The following is a 24,726-nucleotide window of genomic DNA, read 5'->3' on the forward strand; positions in this document are numbered from 1 at the left end:
CGCCTCCATCAGCACCTTGGCCTGTAGTTCATCCGGTAACAGTTGCACGATGTACGCCATTTCGCCTCCCAGCGATTGTGAACCAACATTTGTTTTGCAGCCACAACCCAATGACTGCAAGTCTGATACCCGCGTCACACCATAATAGCCCACCCACAAAGACTGAGCCTTGCCTTTGCGCCCATGGGCCCATCAGACTTCCCCGACATCATTCGTCGCTATCACATGCACCACAAGTCGCACAACACCCACCATCGACAATGTCCCAATATGTCTCTGTCGATCCACATACGCCGCATGGGTCACCTGGCACCCACGGTTCAGATTGGGTATGGCTCAAATTGCTTTGCTCCTGGAGCATGTGCTTCTCCCTTATGTTTAGCATCCAACGCTTCAAAGAATTGATCAGACTCCCACCCACACTCACACTTGGCCCAATAGACTCTGACCTTCAGCCCATCATTATGCCTGGTATACAGATGGAAGATGTGATCACTCAGGATCGATCACCCACATATCGTTGACCTCAATCTTCCTCCCAAAACTTCGATTCTTGTAACCAGACACGAGTATCAAATCATAGTCGAGTCTGATGCGCATGAGCAAATCCCTCAGTTTGGGGAACCTCCATCTATTAATCCTGATGTTGATCTCATCTGTATCATCATATGCATACAGAACCATCGAGTGCTTCTTGTTTGGCTCTTTGATAGTTGTCGGATCAAGATCAATACCCTCACGCGATCGATACTCCTCAAACATATCTCGTAAGTTACGACCATGTACCCTTCCGATCCAGACAACTGACAGTTGGTCCTCTCTGCGCCAAGTCATATTGCCTTGTGCATCATAGAACTGAACGCCCAAGTCAAAGGGCAAGTCTTCACTCTTATGGCTTGTCGCTGGCAGCATCACACCAGACCCATCGACCAATGTTCCAGCGTTCAACATGCTACGAGTTTCATTGAGCTTGTTGTGAAGCGTCGCAATCCCAAAGGCATCGTCATGTTTATCAACGGTCCACTCTTTGACAGTGGCCAACTTCTTGGGACCGATCCCAGGCAACGCCTCGACATCAGCAAGTCCCCATTCTTGGCCACGCTCCCAAGCAAGCGATCTATCGGCAACGATGAGCGAACTCATCCCAGCACCGATGCCTGGTATCTGAAGAAAGCCAGGTATTACATCCTTACCATCGGCAGAGACAGACCATGTGATATCAGACAAATCCAGATCAGCACCGAGCACGTTCACTGGCCTACCGACACCCCGCAACTTGGCGTACTTTGGATCAATAGCATCACGCATCAAGTCCTGCCATTTCTCCTTGCCGGTCTTGCGTAGACTCGCAGCATAGAATGCGCTTGGATGATAGATCTTGAAGTACATGGCCCAATAGCCAAGCTGTGTATAGGTGATGCTATGCGCCAGAACGAAAGCATACTGCCCAGCAGTGACCATCCTACGGAATATGATGTCTGCTTCCTTCTCACTGAGGCCATTGGACATTGCGCCTTCAATGAACGGATCACGCTTGGCATTGAACGCTGCTTCGCCATATTTGAGCGAGACAATCTTGCGCACTTGGCTTGAGACGAACCATGAGAAATTGCCAATCTCTCGACAGATTGCTAGCAACTGCTCCTGGTAGATGATCTGGTATTTGGTATAGCCACAAATCCGTTCGATGTCTTTGTTGAATGTCCAGTGATTGCGTGCATCATCACGATTCCACTTGCCATGCTTGGCGTTGATGTAGTCGAGAGTTGTTCCAGAGTGGAATGGCCCTGGTCGAGATAACGCATTGATATCAACCAATTCTTGGAAGTTGTCTGGCATCAGCTGGGATGTGACCATGCGGGTGGTACGACCAGAGAACTGGAAGATGCCCTTGACATCGCCTCGCCTGAATGCTGCAATCAGTCGCTCATCATCGAGTGGGATACGATACAAGTCATCGACAGACATGCCTGTCATTCTCATGCAATGCTTAATCATCCCAAGCGTAGAAAGGCCAAGCATGTCGATCTTCATCATCCCAAGATACTCAGCATCCTTCTTGTCGACAGATAGCACCGACAACTTTCGCTTGGGACCATTGGGGATTCTTGATGGCAGTTCACGTGTATATAATGCCACCGTATCACTCAATGGCTTATCGGAGACGACAAGTCCAGCAGCATGTACCCCAAAGCCTTTGAGCATCCCTTCCAAACTCAAGGCTGAACTCAATGATGGGTTGCGATCCCAAATCGCCTTAGCAAGTGGGAATTGTTCGATGGTGTCTTCAAGCGTCTTGGTATAACGCGAGTCACCTGATGATCGTTCAATGATGAACTCTTTCAATCGCTCTGTCTCAGCGAATGGAACCTTGGTCACACGAGCGACATCGTCGATGCTATTGCGACCCTTCCATGACGTATAAGTCCCAATGTTACCAACGTAATCTCTGCCAAACTTGTCTTGGAAGTATCGGCGCAATTCATCACGACGCTCGTCATCAAAGTCAAGATCAATGTCTGGGTAGTCAGTCCTGTTGGGATCGATGAAGCGTTCAAAGTACATCTGTGGGAATGCCAATGGATCGACTTCTGTTATGCGTAGCAGGTAACATACCATCGATGCTGGCGATGATCCACGACCTGACCCAACGACAATGCCTTTGCTCTTGGCCCATCTCACCACATCAGAGATCAGCAAGAAGTAATCGACAAAACCTTTCTCAATGATCTGTGGCACTTCAAGATTCAACCTGGCGACATAGTCATCACGCGTCATGCCTTTTGCAATGTTGTGGTCCATGTCACGGTATCGCCAGCCATCCCGCAACCAATCCCAAAGCACAGCATTAGCATCTGTGTATCCCTCAGGCAATGGATACTTGACCAGATCTGTCTTTGGTAATATGACGTTGCATCGATCAGCAATCTCAAGCGTGGTATCCAAGGCGGCCACGACAGCAGACTTTGGGATACCTGTCGCCAGCAACCGTGCGCCAATTGTCTGCCGATCAAGCAGAGTCATCGGCACATTGTAATCCCACTCAGACTCTTGCTGGTCAACTGTCTTCTTGGTTGACTTGCCGCCACGAGATATAGCATGTATCAGCGAGTGCATCTTCTTGTTTGACTCAAGTGGATAGTGCGCATCCAAGGTCACGACAAGCGGGATGTTAAGCCGTTGGGATACCTCATACAGCATCTGGTTGAGCACGAGTGTCTTGGGCAACTCTGGGAATGCCTGGACCTCAAGGTAATACCTGTCGCCGAACTTCTCACGCATCATCGAGGCGATCTTGAGCGCTGTGTCAATGCCGCCACCTGTCTCGACATCTTTGCCACCAATGCTCTTACAGGCCATGGCCGATCCCATGCAACCAGATAGCACGATCAAACCTTCACCGTTCTGCATGAGGTTTGCGCTGGTTGTAGTTGGGAAGTAATAGAATGCTTGCCACGACTTTGTGACTAGGCGCAATAGATTGCGATAGCCTATGTCGTCCATGGCCAAAACACCAAGGTGATATTTGTGCTGGCTGGGTGTATCTCTGGTATACAACTCACAGCCATACATCGGCTTGAAATCAAAGCCTTCAGCCTTTGCTGCCTTTGCCGCCATCTCAAGCTTCACATGACTGCTCACATTGCCATGTTCAGTCAGCGCCAGAGCCGGATACCCCAGCTCAATCGCTCGCTGAACATAGTCGCTTGGCTGCCCATAAGCATCACCATATGAGTATGTCGAGTGCGTATGAAGACTTACAAACTTCATGTTAGGCATGATGATCCTTCCAATAACGGCAGGCTGGCCCGGTGGGGCATGCCGAGCCAACCTGCCCATTCATTTAGCTGCTGGCAATCTCGTCAGTCAACTCTGATGCGTCGCTGAGCGTGATGGTGACTTCCAGGAAGATCTCTTCATTCTCCTCATCGTACACGCCCAAGTCGTTGTCGTTGATGACTTCCTCAATCGCACCAATGACAGCATTGACATCAAGCCCACCGCCTGGCTCTTTGGGGTTGCCTTCCTCATCGACTGTCTCGGCTTCCCCACTGATCGTGAACCTGTACTTTGTCATGCTACTTGCCTCCCATGCTTAGTATGATTGATGTTGATTGCTTACCAATCCATCCTTAGACATCACCATCCCTATGGCCCCAATTTGGTTGAAATACGTCTGGGTATTCCTTCATTATCTCTTGGATGAGATTCCTACACTCATCATAGCCAGAATATATTTGCTGATGGCTGCCAAGGCCAAGGCGCATCTTGATGTACCCAAGCCCCTTCTTGGACCCATGTCTCCTGATGGTATCCCTGCCACACTGCAGCAAATGAGTAAACGCGGCCAGATTGTAATCATCATTCTTATCATGTTGATTCGGCCATGGCCCATTGGCGGCATCAATGATAATTTTGGTCATGCCATCACCTCATTCGTCATCATCATGACCACACACTCTCGTGGGAATCCCATGGGATCTTCTGGACTGTCTTCATGTGATAGCCGAACAAGTCACTGGTATCCCAGAGCGACTCGATGAACCTAGTTCGCCCATGTAGATACGGGTTTGAGTGATCAAGCGTCGTGAACTTGTAGATTGGTTCACGGTCCAATCGCTCGCTGATGCGCTTGGTCTCAGCCCTCACATCCTGGGTGTAATAGGCCATGTGTGACACACCATCATACATGACGTTATAGTTGGGGATATCAACTTTGTCATCTGGTGACCAATGCAACAACTCATACTGGAAGCCTGGGATGATGTCAAAGTTGAAAGCAAGCATCGCTGTCACCGTTTGCAACAACGAGCCAGGTGGTGGAGTCTGGACACAATAGTCCACCACCCAATTCCGGTAGCCCATGTCAATCCACTTGCGTCGCATGGCCAACCAGCCTACATGTGTTGGTACGTTGATCGAGATTTGATTGAACGCACCATCATTGATTGTATCGGTGATCAACATCGTCAGCCTCCCCGCATTTCGACGATTGATCCTGCCATTGCTTCTGGTGAGTGGAATAGCAGCCAACGAGCAAGACTGGCCACCTCATCCTTATGTACCATGCGCCCCATGGGTCTCACGTTGAACGCCTCGATTGTCGCCTCCTCAGTCCAACCACGCAGCTCAGCGGTGACCTTGATGTCATCGTTGGTCATTGGTGTATCTTCCACACCAGTCGGCATGATGCCTGTGATGTGCCACTTGGGCGTCAACTCACGAGACGCCACCTTGAGGGCCATCGCAAGCGCTGCCTTGCTTGAGCAATAGCCGATGGTAGCTCGCATAGGCACGATGGATGTCTCGCTGGTAATAACGCAGATGCGACCTGAGTCTTGGATCTTCATCAAGCCTTGAAGCAAGTTGATGAACCCAAACACATTCACATCAAATGTATGCTTGATCGACTCGATATCGAGATCACCAACAAAGCCCAATGACTTGGTGCCGGCGGCATAGAACACATGCTGAAACGGCCCAAACCCCATGGCCATGTGATTGGCCAAGAACTTATCGATGCTGACTGGATCGGTAACATCTAAAGCATCTGGCGGTGGCGACCAGAACTTCTGCTTGTTTGGATCATCCTTCAAACTATTGAGGAACTCTCGACCAATTCCACCTGTTACGCTACCAACCACCAATAGATTGGCATAGCTGAGCCTACTCATCGTCCTGCCTCCCATGGCTGACTACTTGATCCATCGATGCAATTGTCAAGAAGCAATGTCCAATTAAATCAATGAGAATCTCCCTTGGTTGCTCACCTTGCAATTCCTGGCCGTCCCAGATGGCTCGCTTCAGCTTGCCTACCTTTCGATAGATGTCGACAAAGGCACCCTTTGTTCCCAGACGATTTGCATCATCGGCATAGTCAATGCTCTTATTGGTGAAGTGCAAACTCCACTCTGGCAATAGACATTCCATGATGTATTGGTAGTCGCTATCGCCCATTTCTCTTTGTCTGCCATTGCTCAACTATAACTCCAATTATTTGTTGGGCTTCCCATAGATCTTTGACAGACAAGTAGCCATCATCCGGCCTGTCTTTGTTGTGTGGGCGTTCAATCAAGATCGGATTCAGCTTTGCACGGCTAGCCTGTGCGCACATCTCTGGCAGATCATCAAGCACACATATGACGTTTGCCGGACCAACGATCTTGGCCAACTCTCGATACTTGTAATCACCATAAATCACATTATGGAACTTGATGTGACATCGCTTGAGCCAATGCCTGGTATCTGGATCCATGGTGTCTAATCGCAAGTATGGGCGGCTGGTACAGATCCAAACAGAAACACCCATGTGTACAAGGGCATCCGTCAACTCTGGCGCACCATCGTACATCGGCATACTACGCTTCATCCCGCCAAGTCTGTATGCCAACTTGATCTTGCGATATGTGTCTCGACTTGTGCCCAATGATGAATAGAACTGAAACTTTGTGGCACCATCAGGCCAACCTGCTTCCGGTCTGTATTCCACGTTGCGCCCAAGCCATAACGCTGTGAACTGAGCGAAATGGGTGTAGTGGTCGCCCAATGTCCCGTCAATGTCGAGTGCTACTATGGGCTTGGTCATAGCACCCCAAGTGCCATCTCAAACGCATCATGGGAGAGAATGCCCTTTTGCCATAGGCCATATCTCCCAGCGCGTACGATGCCTGGCCAACAATCACAGTTGGTCTGCAAAGGCTTGATTACTGGCATGACGCCGTGTGGCATGAAAATGTTTATGGCATCGCTTGCCCACTCGGTATTCGCGTGATCATAGATGATCGATGTGCGATACCAACCTGTCTGGCTTGGATGATCCTCATCGAACGATTGACCATTACAGAGCACTACATGCCTTGTTCCATAACGGTCTTTGTTTCGCTCGACATCCCCGCCACGCCAGGTATTGTCTATCCAGACTTTCACACTGGTAAACATGTGACGTTCGCGCTGATAACACAATTGCTTTGCGGGGATTGTCGAAATAGTGGCGTCATATGAGTTGACGGCATGTAGCAGATATTCCTGGTCGATGATGTCGTCAGTTATCATGGCCTGGTATCTCTTCCAGAGTTGATTGTAGGCCTGCCTGATCGACCATGCCTCATGATAGCCCTGGAATAACTCTGGCGACACCGTGATGCTTTCATCAGCATCATCGCCATAGACCTTGGCCCTGTAGTCATCGACATTGCCCTGCAGAACATACGAAAGCTTGACCGGTGGATTCAGGTCAAGCTCTGGTATAGCCCTATGCATGTATTGGGCGCCAAGCATCGATGACTTGCGCTTATTGCTGATTATTGTGATATCACATCCCATCAATCTTGCAGCATGTGCTGCCAATAGTCCTGCTGGTCCACATCCAAGAATCGCGACTGTCTTTGGCATACTGTTTGGCCTAACGATGGTCGTGTGTGCTATACACCCTTACCTGGTGGAATCGATCATGCACCGTCATCATGAGATCAAGCGATGGGTCATCTGGTCGGATTGGGGTTGTGATATCTGGCATCAGATTATGATACATGTTGGCGTGAATGGCGAACTCTACATGGCTCATCTTCTTGGCTTCAGCAAAGATCGATTTGCCATCAACGATGTAGTCAAACTTGCCATCTGGTGAAGGCTGTGGACCATAGAGCCACGTGTCTTTGTCAATTCTTGGCCACCAGTCACAGATATCATCACGAGCATTCTTGATTAGCTCGCCATACCACGCTGGATCATGACGCAACATCGCTGCCTTGTTGCTATCATGGAACTTCTGATGACCCCACCACCAAGGCAACGGTGGTAAGACTGTCGAGTATGTTCTGGTATAGCCCATGTCTTTCAGGCGCTTCTCATACTTCTCACCGATGCCCATGATACCATCGACATCGAAGTTCACACCAATCCATTCCTGATTGAGTTCATGAGCAATCTTGGCTAGCAGATCATCATGTCCAATCCACATCGTCACGCCTGGATGCCATTGCCAACCCTTGTTCTTGCCTCTCAGCGTCTCAAGGATTGTGACAGCGTTGTTACGTTGAATGGTCAAATCGGCATCGCTAAGCATGACGATGTTCATCTTGATGTCAGTCATAGGCAGGTAGATACGCATCATTCAGTCACCCATCAGAACGGTGGCTCTCCACCCATCTCGTCATTGCTTGACCATGAGTCGTCGCTGAATCCAGAGTCGCCCCATGAGTCATCTGTACCTGGTTCCGGTACCATGCCCATCGAATCCTCATAGGACGTCGCCATATCTTCAGCATCGATGTCTTCTGTGACGACCGTGTTTGGTAGTGGGGCAAGCGTGTCGATAGCAAAGCGTGGCGACCCTTGATACATCTCAATCTTGGAGTGGATCAGCAAGTACGTTTTGCCTGGGCGTGCCGACCCAATCCGAGTCACATTGCCCTTCTCATCCATGTCGACTGCCGACTTGGCGCCAGTTCCCAGCGCCGTGAACAACTCCTTCATCTTCCACGCCGTGCTGGCCTCGTTGGTCACATTATGGAATGATGGGCAGCCGTTGTACTGCCTCTTGGATTCCAGATCAGTCTCCAAGATGAATAACACCTTCAGCATGGGCTTGCCGGTGCTCGACTTGACCCACCACCCGCGCTTGAACAAAGCCTTGTATAGACCTTTGGGTGGAACTGGGCCATCGTACGATGTGAACTGGCCTTCAGAAGCACCACTGGTATCAATGATGACTTTGGGCATTAGAACTCCTCAGTTTGATCGCCGGCAGCGGTCGCTGCTGGTAATGCTGCTGGTTCCACGACATTAGCATCGTGAATGTCTGGCTTTGATTCATCTGACTTCTTGTTTTGTGGCAGGCCTTCATGGATCTCGATGATTGGCCTTGATGCCTTGTCTTTGTTGATCAACTCCTCAATTTGCGGGATAGTTGGGTTATCGATGAAATTGCCGAGCACGCCATATCGATCCTTCGCACGATATGGGCCAGCCGTCTGGAAGTACACGCGCCTGACCATGACCTGCTTGTCATCACCTTGCTTGATGTTGCGCTTGATACCATGGCCGACCACGTGCATATATCCCATGGCCTGCTGGGCAATTCCACCCTGCTTGCCATCCAGTGCCGGCAAGAAGTATGGGTTGCTGTTCTCATCATCGAGCCTCAACGGCAACGCCGTGTAAAGGCAATTGATGGGCAAATCGTTGAATCGCCTGATCATGTTGAGCGTTTGCTGCTGGACTTTCAGATGATCTTGGATCTGCGGCACATCCGCGTCCGCACCTTTCTTGCCCGCCATGACGCCGACATACAGCGCATTGTCCATCGACAACTTCTGCATCTCAGTAACGCTGTCGAGCAAGCACCACTGGTATTCACGGCATCCACCGTTATTGAGGTAGTTGAATGCCTTGGTCAAATCAGACCATTTCTTGATCTGCCACATATCGGCCGTGGACCCAGCGCGCGCAGCAGAAATGGTCCCACGCTCTGTCGCTAGGAACAAAGCCTTGGGACCATTCTTCTTGCGTTGATCTGCCGTGCCGGCCAGGCGTGTCTTGCCCCAGCCGGACTCGGCAACGATCATCATGTTGATGCTCTCATCCCACGATTCCAATGAGATGATATCATCTGGTAATTCAGCTGGCGATTCGCTCATCGTCCCTCACTCGTCGTGGATTGCTTGCAATGATTTCAACCAACTTGTCTTCGATCTGCTGGACACGCTCGCTGATGTACGCGAAATCATCCAGTGTGATCAAGCTCTTGCCATAGTCATGCGCAACTCGCTTTTTGAACTGACCCAAGTCACGCAAGCCCTGAGTAGTCGCTGATAACATGATGGTGCTCACCTCCTTTCTTTTCATCCTTGCTTGGTCGTGTATCTGCGTTGAAGAAGTTATGCCTGATGCCATACATCAACGCATCCATTGAGTCACGCTCTTTGCCATCACCACGGTTGTGCGTGACTTTCATCTTGAGAACTTTTGACCTGATAGCATTGAGGCTTTTGAATGGATTGTCGTTGCAGTACATGCAACCACCTTCCAAACAAGTGGCGTCAAACTCAGGCCAACAAATACGACGTTCCATCATGCTCCTATGCTGATTTCATTGCTACACGGTGATCCGAGTATGGATCACGCTTGTGAAACATGGCGTCTCTGAATTCTGTCCAATCCTCACCAGCCTCGTGTAGCTGGCACATCTGAAAGAATTCACAATCCCATTGACAATCATGGGTTGGCGTCTTTGTCAGCCCAAGCTGATGGCCACGATAAGCAAGCATCAACTGGACCTCATTGATAACATTGGTACGCATCTTAGCTCGCTGGGCATCGTTTCGCCATGCCGGGTAACGCATAAACAATGGCTTGGGTTGATTCTTGCTCACCGAGCCATTCTTGTTCAGTGCCTGGCCTTTGGCATTTGTTGGTCGATCATCAGGCAATGCCTTGCGCAAGAAGTTATACATGATGCCTTCCAACTTCTCACCAGGCGCCATGATGCCCTTGTGTCGCAAGACATTCTCGGCTACCATGAAATACGATCCAGCTTGGTCATCCAATTCGAGATAGCCGGTATTTGGTGTATTTGAAGCTGTCTTGTGCTCCATGAGCCAAAGCTTGCCAGTGGATAGATCACGATAGACACCATCAAATGTACCAACGTAAACAATCTTGCGCCCTTCAAAGACTTCAGCATTGATTAACGCCTGGAATTGTTGCTCTGTCGCGATGACGTCCCACTGCTCGTCGCGGCCATACTCCCGCACGTACTCATCAAGTATCGCAATGCCAAGCTCGCGTGCCTCCACCCATTGGTCCTGATTTATAAGGCCAGAGTTGTTCCTGATATATCGCTCTTCATTGTTAGTGAATCTGACCCATGTCTCTGCGGGGTGTGGACCGCGCTGCGAGCCGAGCAAATACCATGCGGCCAAAGCCTGATGCATGCCGCCACCAAACCAAAGCTTGCTGTCAGTGGCGTTTGGCTCAAGACCATTGCGCCAACTCCACCACCATTTCATTGGGCAGCGCTTTAGCGCAGCGCGTTCACTCGTGCGCACAACGATGTTGTCATTGGCCATCGATATTGCCATCCCTTATGCTCTTCCAGAACTCAATCTCTTCAAGCTCATCCTGGGTGTCTGGCCTGGTCCTCTCACGATGGATGCTAAGCATAGCCACCGTGAAAACGCAGCTAATTATGATCAAACTGCCCTCAATAATCAAGCCCATTATGGTGCTTTCCAGCCTCTTGGCGTAGTGGGCATGCCAATCTGGATGTAGCAGTCGGTGCATGCGAAATGCCCATTTGACATATTGAGCGTGCCTTCCTCTTGTAGCACATAGTCTGTTGGACTTAGACCTGAATCCGTTGACTCTGGCAAGTATTCGCTCAACTCGTCAGGTGTCTTACCACAACGAAAGCAAACCAGAAGTTGTTCACCCATCAGTTCAGGCCTGCCTTTCTGTGCCGCCGTATCTCCTGGGCCATCGCGTGGATATACTGGGCAAACTCTTCATCCATGATTAGCATGATGATTTCGCTCTCGCTTGGCGTGTGCATTTGGCGATCATCGCCTAGCATGTTGATCTGGCCACAATTTGGGCACACGACATAATCACCAGGTTCCATCGGATGAATCTCACACGTGCCATGCTGTTCACCACAACCAGCACACGCAAGCATATCACTCATGATTGGTCAACCCCGCCCAAAACCAATGAACTCAATTGATGTCGGATTTGAGCCAAAACTTGCAAAAGCTTTGTTTCAGCATTCGAAACATTTGTTAACCCATCACTATCAAACATTTTGGCGCGTAACCAAGCTCGGTGAAATGTTGGTCTGTCCATGTACGCTAATGCAATTTCAACGTTTGCGCCGCGTCGCTTACATTCTGGACAGCCATCATGCAAAATCTGCTCAGGCTCATACCCAGGTAACGCTTCATGATAAGCATGCATCATGCCTCTATCACCTCAATCTCTCGACCATGCGTCATCATCATTTCGCGTATGATCGCCAGACGCAATATTGCCTTATCGTCGCGGCTCATGCGACCCCAACCTGGGATGAGATATCCATCCTTGTATTGGTATCGCGTCTTGATGAGATTACCACTGCCGCTAATGGTCCTGAGCCGATGCGTATAGCAACGCGAGCATCGGAGCGTCTGCTCAAAGATGTTGTTTCGTCGATCAACGCCGACCGTGTATGCCCGCCATGAATGTCCCCAGTCGCGACACTCCATGAACGACTTGGACATATTGGCTATGATGATGTCGACATCAGCCTCTTTGACGACCTTGAGATGGCTGCTCTTCCTGGCCATTTATGAAGCCTTCCTGTAGGCTTCAGGATGCTTGCTCTTCATATGGCCAGCCAATCCGCCACCAGATTTTGAAACAAAGTCACAGCCCTTGGCTGGACACGGCTTTGGTGTGTCGCGTCTTTTGCCTTTGACTACAGGACGATCATCAGGCACTGACGCCGCTAACGCTGCTGACGGCGCTGGCGCTTGATGCTTTTTGGGAGGCTTCACACTCACCGGCTTTGTCCCATAGGTCATCAGCACATCTTCCAACATGCCGATGACCTTCTGGCGATGTTCCTCACACAACATCAATTCACGTGTCAGGTTATTGATGCTGATTGTCTTGCTCCATGTTGCCGGTACTTCTGGTTGGTCGTCCTTGTGCAAGTCGCACAACTCGACAACGATGACACGCCTGGGCATTAAGCATCCTCTCTGTCGTTGTTACTGTCATTTCGCTCATATAGCCAAATGACAATGCCCCAAATAACAAACGATATTGCCAAGGCCCAAGCAATCATCATGCGCCACCGGCCACATCGATGATCGAGCCAGTCAATACACCTGGGCCCATGAATGTCATCATAGCAACATCCACAACCTCTTGCGGGAAGATGCGGCGGCCAAAAGGCTCGCGCAAATACTCGCGCCTGGCCAACTCTTCAGCCGACCAGCCACGTTCGCTCTGGATATCAAGGTCAATCCCAGCAGTCATCCCAGTCTGCATCGTAGCTGGCGCCAGGCCAGTGATCTGCCAGTCTGGGCCCAACTCCTTGGCCAAGCACCGAATGGCGTGGACCAGAGCAGCCTTGCTCGCACAGTATGGTGTCGTGTACCGCATGGGGATTCTGCCAGAGATACCGGTGATGGCGCACACGCGGCCAGACGTTTGGCCTTGACTCAAAGCTGTCATGAACCTAATGTAGCCCATGACGTTGACGTCAAAGATCTCTTCCAAGTCAATCTCTGGAAGCTCTTGGATTGGGTAGATGTAATTCACGCCGGCAGCGTACATCACATAATCCCAATGCCTATCATTGAGTTCCATGAACTGCCCGATGGACATTGGATCTCTGACATCCAGTTCATCGATGGTGGGGACGACTGGCGTGATCTCTGGGTAATACTCTTTCACCACTTCCTTGTGAAGAGCATCCCCAACGCCGCCAGCCGTTGTCCCACCGATGATTAGCATGTAGGTCAACGAATCCTCCCAGGATTGTCTAGCTTGTCTAGAGTTCAACTATACAAGTCTAGTCGTTTCGTCCGAAATACACTATACCTCAGGCGAAATCGTTATAACATCGTTATATGTCGGTTGGCGTTATCGCCTGGATGATGTTATCAATCCCACGTCTCCCATCCAGAATCTCCTTTTGAATCATGTCTTTCTTGTAAGTCACGCCTGCGATGTATTCATCAATGCTCTCTTTCGACAGCAATCTGAATATCGTGACTTGGTGAATACGTGAGACACGGTGGATACGATCCTCAAGCTGCTCTTGATCGTCCGGTGTCCACGTTTCATCAATGATCACAAGCTCATCACAGTAGGCATCGAGCGTGATTGCTACGCCACCCGCCATCGTATTCATCAGGAGCACCCTTGGGCCACCCTCTGATTGCCACTGTTCCGTGATGTCAGTTCGCTTGTTCTCACTGACTGCGCCCGTGATTTTCAACGTCGGCACATCAATCGACTTCAGCCAAGCCTCCAGGCTATCGATTACCTGGGTGAATTGGCTAGCAATGACGATCTTGTGATCACCTTGTCGATCATCCATCGGGCCAGCGATGCCTCGATCAATCAGCATCTCTTCAATCACCGCTGCCTTGCCCGAATGGGCCGGTGACATAAGGGCAATCTGGTTCGATCCAGCCACCCGCCAAGCACAATCAGCAAATTGCTTGAGGCGAGTCATGATCGCAAGAACACCGATGGCGCTGAGTGCCTCATCTTCCATATCGACAAGCTCAGCAATTGCCTCGTTGGCCATCTGCGTATACATCTTCTGCTGCGCATCAGACATATCACAGTAGATTTCAACACGCTGCTTTGGAGGCAACTCCTTGACAACTTCTGCCTTTGTCCTACGCAGCATGATGCCATCGAGCGATTTGTACAGCTCATTCTCACGGTATGGATTGAGGTCACCAACCACGTGACTGCTATACCGATTGGCCGACATGATAAAGTATCGCTCAGCCCAACCAAAGAATGATGTGTACTGCTCTGGCTGAAGCCAGTGCAGCGTGCCCCACAAGTTCCTGGCCTTGCCGCGCATGGGTGTTCCAGACAGCGCAATCTTCACACCATCTTTCGCAAGCTTGATTTGCATCAGGCCTTTGCCCATCTGGGTCATGTTCCTGGCACTCTTAATGCCGGTGAGCGAGCGGTGGCTTTCATCGACGATAATCGCCTGCCACTCAACGGCAGTAAGGATGGGGAACTTGTCCTTACGCAGCATGTCTGGGTTGATCACTAGCACATGCGGGGTAGCTGGGTTATCGATGTAGTGTTCTACAAAGTCACCCAGAATCGCCAGCCGCGCAAAGGCAGAATCGCGCTTGCGTGGCACAGCAATTACCGTGTGAGCATCTGGAGCAAACTTGGCAAGTTCATGCTCCCACACCGGACGCAATGATGTCAGCGGTGCAGCAACGAGAATCATGCCATGCCAGCACTGGGCCTCGATCAGCCCCGCAATTGCTTCAAGCGTCTTGCCCAATCCAGGTTCATCAGCAATCAATGCCCTGCGTTGCATGGCGATGAACGCCGCACCTACCTGCTGATAGGTACGGTGCGACATCGCCTCAGCAAGAGCGCCATGTGTCTCAGCGATCTTCAACGTGGCCGCATCAGATTTGATCAACTCTTTGAGTTCATCCTCTGCCTTGCGAGCCGCCCAAGCCCATTCATTGAGCTTTGGGCCGATGGCCAGTTCGGGACCAAACTGCTTACGCAGCAAGCGACATACCTCAAGCGTTGGCTTGAAGTGCCACATCTTCTTGTCTTTGTCCCAACGGCCACTGAGTGATCTGAAGAATGCCGGATAATACACATCCGTCATGCACCAGATTTCATCATCAATCAGTTCAACCTTAGTCACGGCTATCCGTGACAAACAGCTGCTTGATTTGGCATACGCGCAATGCACATTTGCCATCGACGTTGACCCAGATCACCTTGCCATCTTCCCTGAACTCCACCTCTACAATGTCAGGTGCTGTGATATCCAGCATTCCATCAACGTAGTGATATGAGCCAGGTAGCACTGGTTCGTTGTTCATGGTACCTCCCAATACCTGTTCGCCTATCGACTTGATAGACATGAAAAGCAACGATAGAATCGCTGCTAATCATGACGATCAACTCTTGGGGTGGCCGTCCATGATGTGGTCAGCGAGCTCATCTGAATTGGTGAACTCGCTGCCGCACCACGCACATTTGCGCTGACTTCTCAACGCGCGTAACCGAGCAGCTTGAACTGAAGCAGCACCGGTCATCTGCTTGCCGCAATCGTCGCACCACCATGTAGTACCTTGGCCATACGGAACACCATCCGGTCCCCATAACGGTACGCGATTGCCTGGATCATGAGGGCAATCCTCAACGCTGAATTTGGGTTCAAACATCACTTGAACTCCTGAATCTGAATCCGAACGCGATTGCCTTCAGCGTTGATGAAGTTCCAGGTCTTGGAATCCTTGGCCACGTTGCCTGATTCGCTAGTAGCCATGACCAAAACAGCCTCGACTTCACCATCCATCTTGATGCGAAGTTGCCTGCTACCGTCATACTGAATGATCATGTCCGGTAGCCTGATCCGCCACACCTTGGGCAAGGTGCTTCAGACATGGCAGATACATAGCCAGTGCCTTCACACGCATCGCACAAAGGCAATTGCTGCTCATCCAACTCACGCATGATCTGCTTGACTCGCTCAGCGCGCGCCTCCATCCTTGCCTTTGAGACCAAGCTGGCTATACGATTGTTGTATGACCGCTCATCCTCACCATCATGGGGTGGATTAGCAAGCGTCAGATCCAGTATCTCACTTAGATCCATCAGTGCCTGCCCTTGTACCGCAGACGCGCTGTCTTGCGCTCCTGCTGCATATGGGCAATCCCATCGTTGATCGGATTACCGTTGGGCACACGGTCGCGCATCGACAGGTATCGCTTGGTATCACGATGCCTGCCAACATAGGTGTTCGCCAACGTCTGCTTTGTCATCTCAGCGATGACATCATCACTGGGCCAGTTCACCGTCATCGCACTTTCTCCCCAATGAGACTGGGGGTAAGTGTGATCAGGTTGCCCTGGCGCCACTTGGTGGAGTACGTTCGATGTAGCCTGACTTTGACCTTGTTATCAGGCATGATCTCGACTACCTCGACAGCAGCCCCAGCAAGCAACTGAGGCTTCACCAACCGTGAGATGTAGATGATGTCGCCAGCACAAAGGCTTGCGACAGTCTGCAGTTGGATAGCGCGAATCCTGAATTTGACGTTGTCATCAACGATCTTGATGTAATCGTCAAAGTCACCAGCCTTGATCATTTCGATCATCTGGAGACAGATGGCGCGCATCTTGGCGTCCGTGTCGGCATCTGGTGAGATGCCTACCTTTTCAACCTCTGTCATTGGTCCTCCCAGAACCGTTTGACTATCGACTTGATAGCCATGAAGAGCAACGGACATTGCCGTTGCTAATCATGGTGATCAACTCATCGTCGGTGACCACGCGTAGCGACCACCACATCACGCGCAGCGAACCGTGCCTTGCGCATCTCATCCTTGAGGACCTTGGTAGCAGCCATCACATTCTTCATGTACGATTCCAATTCAGGGCTGATATCCATCAGCCTCGACATGAAATCAGACACATCACCAGTGACATTGGCTTCCAATCTCTCCAGTGAGTCATATTCTCTCCATGTAGGCATGATCAGCTCACCAATCGTATTTGCGAGCGCAGATGGGCCCGATGCCCAAAGCGATTGACTCTGGGTCAGTCAGCGGACTACCACATACCCCGCAGGCACCAACCTTCATGCCGAACAGGGCAGAATGGAATCCTGGATCCTTGGTAATCTCTTCCACGGCCATGGTCCATTCTGATTCTGTCGGCCGCACATACCTGAAGTCACCAGGCGCGCCCAGAACTTTCTGGACAATCCTGGTAGCATTGATGGTGTCGGGATTCCTGGTCACAACTCTGAAGAACTTGAAGTTGCGATCCTTGCCCACGATGGCGTATCGGCCATCTGGGATGTTCTCCGGCACCGTCCATGTCTTCTGGACTTTGGGCCTGTACGGCAAGGCTTTGAGTTCACCGATCCAAGTTGAAGCCTGGTCAAGCGTGAGCTCACCAGAATTCAGCCTGGCCAGAGCGCCATCACGATCAATGACATTCTTGGAGAGAATCAAATCCTTGATGAAGGATAGCTGTCTCTCAGAAGCCATTTTGGGCCCTGGTTGCGGGGTGATGTCAAAGAATTGCCATTCACCTTCACTTCCCATTTTGTGCCTCCCAAGCACTAGTTTGTTCTGTCCTAACGGACAGCGCGAATGGCCTGCTTAGCATGACCATTCTCCGCAATCTGTTAGGGCACAACAAAGGGTGGGGCCATGTTCGACCCCACCCTTGATTGTTGGTACCGTCAGAAAGCCTCTGTGAGCTCTGACTCTTCAGCAGCGACTTCAGCCTCAGGCTCAGAATCCTCAGCCGTAGCAGTGGACTCATCGCCTGAACCTTCAGCCTCTGCGGCCATCTGGGCCAAGAGTTCCTTGGCACGCGCGGCACGCTCGGCAGCACGCTCAGCCTGCTTCACAAGAGCAGCCTGACGCTGAACTGCCTTTTCCAGCTGGGCCTTTGCCTCTTCAGGCGTCTTGGGCGTAGGCTCAGGCTTGGTGCCCTGGCCAGCCTTGACTTCATCGTCGATGAGCTTGAACTCATCGGTCTGACGCCATGCCGAGTAAAGGCTCTGGACCGCGATGACCGTGTCCATGTCCATCTCAGGCGCAGAACCGTTGGAAGCTTCAGAGATCCACTGGATGAATCCCTTGTGCTTCAGGTTGTCCTGACCACGCTCCAGAGTCTTGGTGATGGTCTCTTCCCAGTTCTTGGTGACTGGGGTTTCAACCGTCGCCTCTGGCGCGTCAGCCGCAGGCGCAGTAGCGTCAGTGGCTGGAGCTTCGACAGTGGTGGTCGATTCTGTCATTTGGTACCTCCCAGATACCTATTCCGGCGACACGGTGTCGCCGATAAACACTGACCGTAGCGTACCCACGGTGGGTAGCGCTAGACCCAATTCCAAGATCTTTTACGGTCCATGTTCCTGCCCTAATCGGACAGCGAATGCTCATGTCTAGCATGGGCAAACGCAATCAGATCAGCGATAGTTATGCCGAAGCAACCACTGGATAATTTCATGCGCGCGTTGCATCGAGATTGGTGTTCCATCTCCAGGCGTACGCTCATCGATCCGAGCAGCTTCAAGCAACTTCCAGAGTCGCTCAAACTCATTATGGTAAAGACCATTACGAGTCAGGATGTCCTCCATGAAGCCAAGCTGCTTAGATGATGCAACCCTGTCACTCATGTTGCTCATGTGTGTTCTCACGCCTCCCAAGCGTTTGTTTGGTTGTCCTAATCGGACAACGCGATTACCCATGGCTAGCATGGGTATCACGCAATCAGATCAGATCAAAGATTGGTGATTTGTGCCCGTACGGGCATTCACCATCAATCTCAATCGTGTTCCCACACGGGCAGATTAGCCCGCTGTCGATTGGGCTATCTTCATCAGCCCATTCCCAGCCTTCAGGCAAGTCAGGTAGTTCCATCAGGCACGCTCTCCAGTGGTAGGGTGATGGACCCACATACGGCCACCGTCCATCATCTTGGACCGACGGCTGCCATCGATAGTCTCCATCTCATACCACTGCGCCTCATGGGGATTCCTGTACTTCTGAGGACCCACGACACGCGCACGATTCAGGTCATAGTCCCAGACCTGAAGGCCTGGGACAACGGCATATCCGTCAATGGTCTTATCCATCAGAATTCATCCTCTGGGATAAGTTCCAGAGCAGCTAGCTGCTTCGCAATGATCCTCTGGCGTACATCCTCTGGCAAAGCCGCAATCGACTTAGCCAGCCTACGCTGGAGTTCATCTGGAGTAGCGTTCCATGGAAAGCCAAGATCTTTTGGGATCTCCAGCTTTACATCGATATGCTGCTCCACAAAGGCTACAGCCTCAGCGAACGTATGGACATCGTATCGTCCATGTATCTCCCATACGGCCACTGCCCAATCCGTACCTGAATCGTTTAGGCCATAATCGATATGGCCAATCTCAGTCAGGCGTGGGTGACCACTGGTCGGCTCAGCTACAACGCTGAGTCTCCGATAGCCACTGGAGCCTAACGGCTCCACCCAGGCTTTACGCAATCCCTTCATGATGTTCTCCCAACATCGTTTTCATTCTGTCCCAATCGGACAACGCAAAGCCCATGTTCTACATGGGCATCACGCAATCGGATCGGATCCAATTACACCGAGACCATAGCCAGCATCTCATCGATCTGGCGCATCATCTCAGCGATAGCAACCAGAATCTCATCGGTGGTCGGCACGGTCGCCTCCACCGTGGTCTCAACCACGGTCTCAACGATCGGCTCGACAACGGCCAGCTTGGCAGCCTTAGCAGCGGCCTTGGCCTCACGACGGATCGAACGCTGCAACTCACGGTCCAGCTCAGCCGGAATAACGATTCCAGCAGACTTCCAGCAGACGTAGCAAGCGAACTTACCCTGGTCAGCGGCGTCATCGATCGTCATCGTGCTCTCAACCCAAAGGTCATTACCCTTGGCCAAGTGCATCTCACGACCACGCCAAAGGCCACGGCAGTTCGGGTCAACGTGAACGCTGATACCCTGGGTAACGGTGACCTTCATGTTTCCGTTGATCATTTTGTACCTCCCAGTACGTTTTTGCCTACCAATTTGATAGACAACCAAAGAGCCAAGCGCAAGCGCTTAGCTCCAAGGTACCCTATCAACGGGTATCGACCGTTTCGGCCAGGTTCGACCGAAACGTCCGATTCAAAACTTTTTGGGAGTTTTGGGAGGTTTACCTCTGTTTAGTTATTTCACACCTTTCGGGCCTGGGAATCGCTCGCTGGCTACCTAAACCTTTGGTAGAGGTTTAGGTCATCGCCAGCGACGCCGCTCTTGGACCCAGCGCCATACAGAACCGTTACCAAGAGAGTATCCACCAAAGGTGGGACCTAGTCCTGGGCTAGTTAAGCACAACGCCATGGGGGTGGGATTAGCATCGACCCTTACGCGAAGAAAGGTATGAAATTTTCAGTGGGTGGCCCCTTACCAGGAACCAGGTGGGACGCCTCACGCGTCCCCGATCAACTCGCCTACCACCTCCAGCGGGCCAGTCCGTCCGGCCCAACGAGAATGAATCTACGGTATCCCGGGCAAAAAGCCATCATCCGTTACCGTTCCGATACCGAACCGTTATGGTTCCGTTATCTGATGCCCTAGTTCGTCCTATTTCATCCCGATTTTCAGTTCGTCCGTTTCACCCGTTTAGCCTGGAGCATCCTGATTCCCGATAAGTCTGGGAAGTCCGATTCGTTCGTTTCAGGGTTCGTCCTGGTTCATCCCGATAAGTCCGATTCCTGGGGCGATACGTCCGTTTAGTCCTGTTTATCCGGGGCGTCGCTCGCGCGTCGCGCGTACGGGGTGGCCCGAAACAGGCCCGGCAAGGTACCTGATTTCGATGCTAACGACATGCGAGTTCGATCCGCTCCGGTAGGCCTGACGGGGCGTGTTCGAGCCTTAGAATCGATCCTAGGGCTTTCCTACTAGGTTAGATCCGCGTTAGCTCTTTGGGGAGCCGCAAAGGTCCGATACGTCCGATTCTGCGAACGTCGGGAACCACAAACGATCTTGAAGTCGGAACCACCACGATTTTGGAGCTGCCAAATGGGGACTTTCGCCATGTGCTACATGGGGAATCTGCCACCATCTGACCCCATCAAAACAGGCCTCATTTACAAGATCGACAGACAGCTCGGAGCGCCACCTACGGCCGTAGGATCGATGCTAACAAGATCGAATAGGCTCGCCAGTGGAACTACCCTCGACAACCTAATCTGCCTCGTTAGCATCGAATCCGAACGCACGTTCGATTATCGCAGTGATTCATATGCTACATGACCAAACGACTTCGGCCATATCCCGCATGACGAAACAAGGTCACCCATGTAGCATATGGGTGGCCTTGTTTGCTCATGCTCTATATGATATTCGACTAACCAGGTGGCGGAGTGTGGCCCTTGTCCCAATCACCGCGCTTGGTGATGCTCATCACATCGGGCACCTGGCCCAGTTTGGCCCTAGTACGTAAAGAGATGTGCCCAGTCGTCCGACCAGCATTGGCCATACAGCGTTGTCGTCGCTGAGTATTCTTCACGTTGCCATGCCGCGCATGCGTCCGTCGTTGGCTGCTCCCACTTGCCGTCGGCCCATGACGAGCTGGGATTACTGACGCCTGGCACATAGCCCAACTCAATCAGCCTTTGTTGTATGGCCTTCACGTCAGGCTGCTCGTTGGCGTAGTAACCACCGTGCGATTCATTGGGACCATTGATGTCACCAAAGTAATCGTTTGGCCCCATATATGATGGCCACGCGCGATGAAGCGTTCCACCACCGGATGGCGGGGTGACTGGTGGAGAGCCGCCGCCGCTCGCCCCAGCTGTGATGACAGCAGCAATGCCTTGTAGCGCAGGCCCATCGTTGCAGAACTGGCGCAAGATTGACAAGTGCACATGCCACAAATGGCTGTCGTCACTGGTACATGGGTAATTGCCCTTGTAGTCATAGCCAATGACGTTGTAGCCATCAGCCGACCCAAAGAATGAACGCGCTGGGTTCATTCGAGAATCGTTGGCAGCATTGAGCAATCGTTGGCTAACCGTGTAGTGATCGCTCGCACTGTTCCAGCTGATATCCAGCGCGCTAGCTGCCTCGCCATCACCTTGCTTGTCTTCAGCATATTGGACGCTGTAGTCATCACCACCGACATAGTTGCGCCCACGGTGATAGCCATAGGTGTGCGCCGAGTCGCCCACAATGCCACCCATGAGCGCACTGGGGATTGCCTTTTGGACCGTGTTGAAAAGGTCTTTGATGGCTTGTGGCGCATACTCGGTCATTCGTCAGTACCGTTCTCTGAGTCTTTGTCTTGCGGCTCATGGCGTTCGCTGCGCTCCCCATGCTGCAACTCCTTGAACCACTCTGGTGCCTTGTCCCGCAATCGCTCACGGTCACCAACATCACGAAACTCTGGCTCTTTGCTGGACATTCTGCCTCCCTAGGCTATTGGAATACGGTTGCCTTCCGCATCAAAGTACAGCGCTGCTATTCGTGGATAATACCCTTGTATCGCAGACAGAATCTGCTCATCTTGGATGCGACTTGATATGACCGTACCATCATCATCGGCGGCACTATCAGCCATACCTGGCGATGATGCCGCCATACGAATGAAGGTCAAAATGATTGAGTTGTTGCTACGTAAGCAATCCATCGCCAATGCGACAATATCTGGCCGTGTATCATTGACGAATGTCTCTGATTGCTCATTGACGCAAGCCGAAACTCGCTCATTGAACTCGACATCTTGGGCCAGATTCGCAATCGCCAGGTATGTCATGATGAACCACCATTCTTGTGATTGTTGCTTGTGGGCAATGAGACGACAACGATTGCCAGTCCACCAAGAATCCCAATAGTCGCAAGGATATCAGATGATGCATCACGATTCAGTATGAAAACAATGATAGATAGCGTCAGCACAGCAACACCAAGGATGATCATCAAAGCAAGCTTGCGCGTTGGTGTCATAGTGGCGGCTGCCCAATTAACTCAACGGTAAACATGCGATATCCACCATTAGACTGGGCAACAGTTACATTGCCACCACCAACAGTTTTAGCATAGAAAGGCGCAATGATATGTGGACCAGTATCACTCCACTGTACTATGCCTTCACAAATTAACTGCGATGAACCTGGGCCGCCAGGAGCCGCAAGATAAATAGTTGCTCCTGCTATTATCAGACTTGCTGTTGTTGGGCTTGCCTTACTACCATCTCGAATCTGGAAATCACAGTTAGTCGCAGTACCAGCATCATATTGCGCACGGGCAATATAACGTACACGATAATATGCCTGTGGGATAATGTTGTTTACCGTTACATCACCGATACCGGTGTCTTTCAGAGTCCCACTGGTGACTGGTTGGACTGATGTCGATGGTACGTATGCAACTAATTTGTAATTGACAGGTACGGCATCAACGTAACCCTTGTTAGCAACGTCCAAAGCCGTTGCCGGATTGTTAACCTGTGAACGACCGTTAGCATCGCGGCGCATTAACGTATTGATGTTGGCCCCAACGGTAACACCAACAACGTTGGTCATCCCATCTACGTAAACAGATTCATAGTTCCATGCAACGATGGATGCGGAATAGATCAACCGTATAGCGGCAAAACCTCGCAGCGCGAACGGTTGTCCCCATTGCATCGAATCGCTACCACCAGCTTGGATTGTCGCCGTGTACGACGCATTATCCTCACGGATAAACTCGCACACCGAATTGTCTGCTGGTGCGGCTGGTAACGTGATGGTGTACGACGCATTGCAATTGACCATATGAATGGCGTTCGCAGTCGCCGTCGCCGCATTGTTTATCTGGACAACACTACGTGGACCTATGGTAGAAGTGCCTGTCGGACCTTGTGGACCTACGGGCCCAATTGGTCCTTGTGGTCCTTGCGGTCCAGTAGCACCCTGTGGCCCCAATAGACTGCCATCTTGATTCCATGCAGTGCCGTTGAAGACATAGACTTCACCACTGTTATACAAGAATGAATCATTGGCATTAGGATTAGGCACATCATTGTAATCGTTGTATGGTTGGCCCTGGATGTGCCATTGCGAGCCTGGAATGCCTTGTGGCCCTTGCGGTCCACCTGGTGTTCCATCGACTCCTGGCACACCTTGCGGCCCAGCAGGTCCGGTATTGCCTTGTGGCCCCGCTGGTCCAGCAGGTCCATCATTCCCTTCCACACCTTGTGGTCCTGTTGGTCCTTGTGCGCCAGTAGCCCCAGTTGGCCCAGTTGCTCCAGGCGTACCAGGCAATCCCTGCGCACCAGTCGGTCCAGGTGGCCCTGGTACCGTTGAATCAGCGCCATTAGCACCAGCCGGTCCAGATGGTCCAGTGTTACCAGTGGCTCCTTGTGGTCCAGTTTGTCCAGTCGGACCTTGAGCACCAGCTACGCCAGCTGGGCCTTGAGCACCAACATTCCCAATAGGCCGCAATGAAGCAAC

The 24,726-nt window shown here is 51.4% G+C and carries 36 protein-coding genes; 2 read left to right on the top strand and 34 right to left on the bottom strand.

The features are described 5' to 3' along the window. Nucleotides 1-492: 492 nt before the first annotated feature. The 14 genes from dnaE to VH187_RS13585 all read right to left on the bottom strand — a co-directional run bounded on the left by dnaE (nucleotide 493) and on the right by VH187_RS13585 (nucleotide 11,069). Nucleotides 493-3,780: a DNA polymerase III subunit alpha gene (dnaE, locus tag VH187_RS13520; RefSeq protein ID WP_329701968.1), complete on the bottom strand. Its 3,288-nt coding sequence runs from the start codon at nucleotides 3,778-3,780 to the stop codon at nucleotides 493-495. Between the two features lie 64 nt (nucleotides 3,781-3,844). Continuing rightward, nucleotides 3,845-4,078: a hypothetical protein gene (locus VH187_RS13525; protein WP_329701969.1), complete on the bottom strand. Its 234-nt coding sequence runs from the start codon at nucleotides 4,076-4,078 to the stop codon at nucleotides 3,845-3,847. A 55-nt stretch (nucleotides 4,079-4,133) separates the two neighbouring features. Then, the gene (locus tag VH187_RS13530) at nucleotides 4,134-4,424 is read right to left on the bottom strand and encodes a hypothetical protein (protein ID WP_329701970.1); all 291 of its coding nucleotides are present in this window, start codon (nucleotides 4,422-4,424) and stop codon (nucleotides 4,134-4,136) included. Between the two features lie 22 nt (nucleotides 4,425-4,446). Further along, nucleotides 4,447-4,968 carry a hypothetical protein gene (locus tag VH187_RS13535; protein ID WP_329701971.1) on the bottom strand — a complete coding sequence of 174 codons (522 nt, stop codon included), beginning with the start codon at nucleotides 4,966-4,968 and terminating at the stop codon, nucleotides 4,447-4,449. A gap of 2 nt (nucleotides 4,969-4,970) precedes the next feature. After that, nucleotides 4,971-5,675: an SDR family NAD(P)-dependent oxidoreductase gene (locus VH187_RS13540; RefSeq protein WP_329701972.1), complete on the bottom strand. Its 705-nt coding sequence runs from the start codon at nucleotides 5,673-5,675 to the stop codon at nucleotides 4,971-4,973. Further along, nucleotides 5,668-5,958: a hypothetical protein gene (locus VH187_RS13545; RefSeq protein WP_329701973.1), complete on the bottom strand. Its 291-nt coding sequence runs from the start codon at nucleotides 5,956-5,958 to the stop codon at nucleotides 5,668-5,670. Before VH187_RS13545 ends, VH187_RS13540 begins: the two co-directional genes overlap by 8 nt. Further along, nucleotides 5,948-6,586, bottom strand: coding sequence for an HAD family hydrolase (locus tag VH187_RS13550; RefSeq protein WP_329701974.1), 639 nt, complete (start codon nucleotides 6,584-6,586; stop codon nucleotides 5,948-5,950). The genes VH187_RS13545 and VH187_RS13550 overlap by 11 nt, the downstream gene beginning before the upstream one ends. After that, entirely contained in the window at nucleotides 6,583-7,392 is an 810-nt protein-coding gene (locus tag VH187_RS13555; RefSeq protein WP_329701975.1) for an MDR/zinc-dependent alcohol dehydrogenase-like family protein, read from the bottom strand. The genes VH187_RS13550 and VH187_RS13555 overlap by 4 nt, the downstream gene beginning before the upstream one ends. A gap of 10 nt (nucleotides 7,393-7,402) precedes the next feature. Further along, nucleotides 7,403-8,113: a pyrimidine dimer DNA glycosylase/endonuclease V gene (locus tag VH187_RS13560; RefSeq protein WP_329701976.1), complete on the bottom strand. Its 711-nt coding sequence runs from the start codon at nucleotides 8,111-8,113 to the stop codon at nucleotides 7,403-7,405. A gap of 11 nt (nucleotides 8,114-8,124) precedes the next feature. Further along, entirely contained in the window at nucleotides 8,125-8,721 is a 597-nt protein-coding gene (locus tag VH187_RS13565) for a hypothetical protein (protein WP_329701977.1), read from the bottom strand. Next, entirely contained in the window at nucleotides 8,721-9,638 is a 918-nt protein-coding gene (locus VH187_RS13570; protein ID WP_329701978.1) for an AAA family ATPase, read from the bottom strand. Before VH187_RS13570 ends, VH187_RS13565 begins: the two co-directional genes overlap by 1 nt. Beyond that, on the bottom strand, nucleotides 9,619-9,819 hold the full coding sequence (locus VH187_RS13575) for a hypothetical protein (protein ID WP_329701979.1): 201 nt from the start codon (nucleotides 9,817-9,819) through the stop codon (nucleotides 9,619-9,621). Before VH187_RS13575 ends, VH187_RS13570 begins: the two co-directional genes overlap by 20 nt. After that, nucleotides 9,788-10,075, bottom strand: a complete 288-nt coding sequence (locus VH187_RS13580) for a hypothetical protein (RefSeq protein ID WP_329701980.1) — start codon at nucleotides 10,073-10,075, stop codon at nucleotides 9,788-9,790. Before VH187_RS13580 ends, VH187_RS13575 begins: the two co-directional genes overlap by 32 nt. Nucleotides 10,076-10,079: 4 nt before the next feature. After that, on the bottom strand, nucleotides 10,080-11,069 hold the full coding sequence (locus VH187_RS13585; protein WP_329701981.1) for a PD-(D/E)XK nuclease family protein: 990 nt from the start codon (nucleotides 11,067-11,069) through the stop codon (nucleotides 10,080-10,082). Between VH187_RS13585 and VH187_RS13590 the strand changes: the two genes are divergently transcribed. Next, nucleotides 11,062-11,271 (top strand): hypothetical protein, encoded by a 210-nt coding sequence (locus VH187_RS13590; protein ID WP_329701982.1) that lies wholly within the window; start codon nucleotides 11,062-11,064, stop codon nucleotides 11,269-11,271. The two genes, VH187_RS13585 and VH187_RS13590, sit on opposite strands and share 8 nt — an antisense overlap. Nucleotides 11,272-11,434: 163 nt before the next feature. Here the strand turns inward: VH187_RS13590 and VH187_RS13595 are convergent, their stop codons facing one another. Next, the gene (locus tag VH187_RS13595; RefSeq protein WP_329701983.1) at nucleotides 11,435-11,683 is read right to left on the bottom strand and encodes a hypothetical protein; all 249 of its coding nucleotides are present in this window, start codon (nucleotides 11,681-11,683) and stop codon (nucleotides 11,435-11,437) included. Between VH187_RS13595 and VH187_RS13600 the strand changes: the two genes are divergently transcribed. Beyond that, nucleotides 11,682-12,215, top strand: a complete 534-nt coding sequence (locus tag VH187_RS13600) for a hypothetical protein (RefSeq protein WP_329701984.1) — start codon at nucleotides 11,682-11,684, stop codon at nucleotides 12,213-12,215. The genes VH187_RS13595 and VH187_RS13600 overlap by 2 nt on opposite strands. 105 nt (nucleotides 12,216-12,320) lie before the next feature. Here the strand turns inward: VH187_RS13600 and VH187_RS13605 are convergent, their stop codons facing one another. From VH187_RS13605 to VH187_RS13695, 19 genes are all read right to left on the bottom strand, one after another. Continuing rightward, a complete protein-coding gene (locus tag VH187_RS13605; RefSeq protein WP_329701985.1) occupies nucleotides 12,321-12,725 on the bottom strand; it encodes a hypothetical protein in 405 nt (134 codons plus the stop codon). 97 nt (nucleotides 12,726-12,822) lie between these two features. Continuing rightward, entirely contained in the window at nucleotides 12,823-13,497 is a 675-nt protein-coding gene (locus VH187_RS13610) for an SDR family NAD(P)-dependent oxidoreductase (RefSeq protein WP_329701986.1), read from the bottom strand. A gap of 112 nt (nucleotides 13,498-13,609) precedes the next feature. After that, a complete protein-coding gene (locus tag VH187_RS13615; RefSeq protein WP_329701987.1) occupies nucleotides 13,610-15,412 on the bottom strand; it encodes a DEAD/DEAH box helicase in 1,803 nt (600 codons plus the stop codon). Next, on the bottom strand, nucleotides 15,405-15,593 hold the full coding sequence (locus tag VH187_RS13620) for a hypothetical protein (protein ID WP_329701988.1): 189 nt from the start codon (nucleotides 15,591-15,593) through the stop codon (nucleotides 15,405-15,407). The genes VH187_RS13615 and VH187_RS13620 overlap by 8 nt, the downstream gene beginning before the upstream one ends. A gap of 78 nt (nucleotides 15,594-15,671) precedes the next feature. Next, nucleotides 15,672-15,938, bottom strand: a complete 267-nt coding sequence (locus VH187_RS13625) for a hypothetical protein (RefSeq protein ID WP_329701989.1) — start codon at nucleotides 15,936-15,938, stop codon at nucleotides 15,672-15,674. Then, a complete protein-coding gene (locus VH187_RS13630) occupies nucleotides 15,938-16,114 on the bottom strand; it encodes a hypothetical protein (protein ID WP_329701990.1) in 177 nt (58 codons plus the stop codon). The genes VH187_RS13625 and VH187_RS13630 overlap by 1 nt, the downstream gene beginning before the upstream one ends. A gap of 256 nt (nucleotides 16,115-16,370) precedes the next feature. Then, the gene (locus VH187_RS13635; RefSeq protein WP_329701991.1) at nucleotides 16,371-16,577 is read right to left on the bottom strand and encodes a hypothetical protein; all 207 of its coding nucleotides are present in this window, start codon (nucleotides 16,575-16,577) and stop codon (nucleotides 16,371-16,373) included. After that, complete coding sequence (locus tag VH187_RS13640; RefSeq protein WP_329701992.1) at nucleotides 16,574-16,948, bottom strand: hypothetical protein; 375 nt, start codon at nucleotides 16,946-16,948, stop codon at nucleotides 16,574-16,576. Before VH187_RS13640 ends, VH187_RS13635 begins: the two co-directional genes overlap by 4 nt. 83 nt (nucleotides 16,949-17,031) lie before the next feature. Further along, nucleotides 17,032-17,214 (bottom strand): hypothetical protein, encoded by a 183-nt coding sequence (locus tag VH187_RS13645; RefSeq protein WP_329701993.1) that lies wholly within the window; start codon nucleotides 17,212-17,214, stop codon nucleotides 17,032-17,034. A 43-nt stretch (nucleotides 17,215-17,257) separates the two neighbouring features. After that, the gene (locus tag VH187_RS13650) at nucleotides 17,258-17,827 is read right to left on the bottom strand and encodes a DUF6011 domain-containing protein (RefSeq protein ID WP_329701994.1); all 570 of its coding nucleotides are present in this window, start codon (nucleotides 17,825-17,827) and stop codon (nucleotides 17,258-17,260) included. 140 nt (nucleotides 17,828-17,967) lie between these two features. Further along, complete coding sequence (locus tag VH187_RS13655; protein WP_329701995.1) at nucleotides 17,968-18,528, bottom strand: hypothetical protein; 561 nt, start codon at nucleotides 18,526-18,528, stop codon at nucleotides 17,968-17,970. A 171-nt stretch (nucleotides 18,529-18,699) separates the two neighbouring features. After that, complete coding sequence (locus tag VH187_RS13660) at nucleotides 18,700-18,918, bottom strand: hypothetical protein (RefSeq protein WP_329701996.1); 219 nt, start codon at nucleotides 18,916-18,918, stop codon at nucleotides 18,700-18,702. An 85-nt stretch (nucleotides 18,919-19,003) separates the two neighbouring features. Next, nucleotides 19,004-19,153, bottom strand: coding sequence for a hypothetical protein (locus VH187_RS13665; protein ID WP_329701997.1), 150 nt, complete (start codon nucleotides 19,151-19,153; stop codon nucleotides 19,004-19,006). Nucleotides 19,154-19,367: 214 nt separating this feature from the next. Continuing rightward, nucleotides 19,368-19,769 (bottom strand): hypothetical protein, encoded by a 402-nt coding sequence (locus VH187_RS13670; protein WP_329701998.1) that lies wholly within the window; start codon nucleotides 19,767-19,769, stop codon nucleotides 19,368-19,370. A 92-nt stretch (nucleotides 19,770-19,861) separates the two neighbouring features. After that, nucleotides 19,862-20,281 carry a hypothetical protein gene (locus VH187_RS13675; RefSeq protein WP_329701999.1) on the bottom strand — a complete coding sequence of 140 codons (420 nt, stop codon included), beginning with the start codon at nucleotides 20,279-20,281 and terminating at the stop codon, nucleotides 19,862-19,864. A gap of 1,442 nt (nucleotides 20,282-21,723) precedes the next feature. Further along, nucleotides 21,724-22,545, bottom strand: coding sequence for a peptidoglycan-binding domain-containing protein (locus VH187_RS13680; RefSeq protein WP_329702000.1), 822 nt, complete (start codon nucleotides 22,543-22,545; stop codon nucleotides 21,724-21,726). Beyond that, entirely contained in the window at nucleotides 22,542-22,694 is a 153-nt protein-coding gene (locus tag VH187_RS13685) for a hypothetical protein (RefSeq protein ID WP_329702001.1), read from the bottom strand. Before VH187_RS13685 ends, VH187_RS13680 begins: the two co-directional genes overlap by 4 nt. A 9-nt stretch (nucleotides 22,695-22,703) precedes the next feature. Continuing rightward, complete coding sequence (locus VH187_RS13690) at nucleotides 22,704-23,045, bottom strand: hypothetical protein (protein ID WP_329702002.1); 342 nt, start codon at nucleotides 23,043-23,045, stop codon at nucleotides 22,704-22,706. Nucleotides 23,046-23,232: 187 nt separating this feature from the next. After that, entirely contained in the window at nucleotides 23,233-24,465 is a 1,233-nt protein-coding gene (locus VH187_RS13695) for a collagen-like domain-containing protein (protein WP_329702003.1), read from the bottom strand. Nucleotides 24,466-24,726 lie beyond the last annotated feature (261 nt).

The organism is Scandinavium sp. (assembly GCF_036271055.1).
Taxonomy (GTDB): Bacteria; Pseudomonadota; Gammaproteobacteria; order Enterobacterales; family Enterobacteriaceae; genus Scandinavium.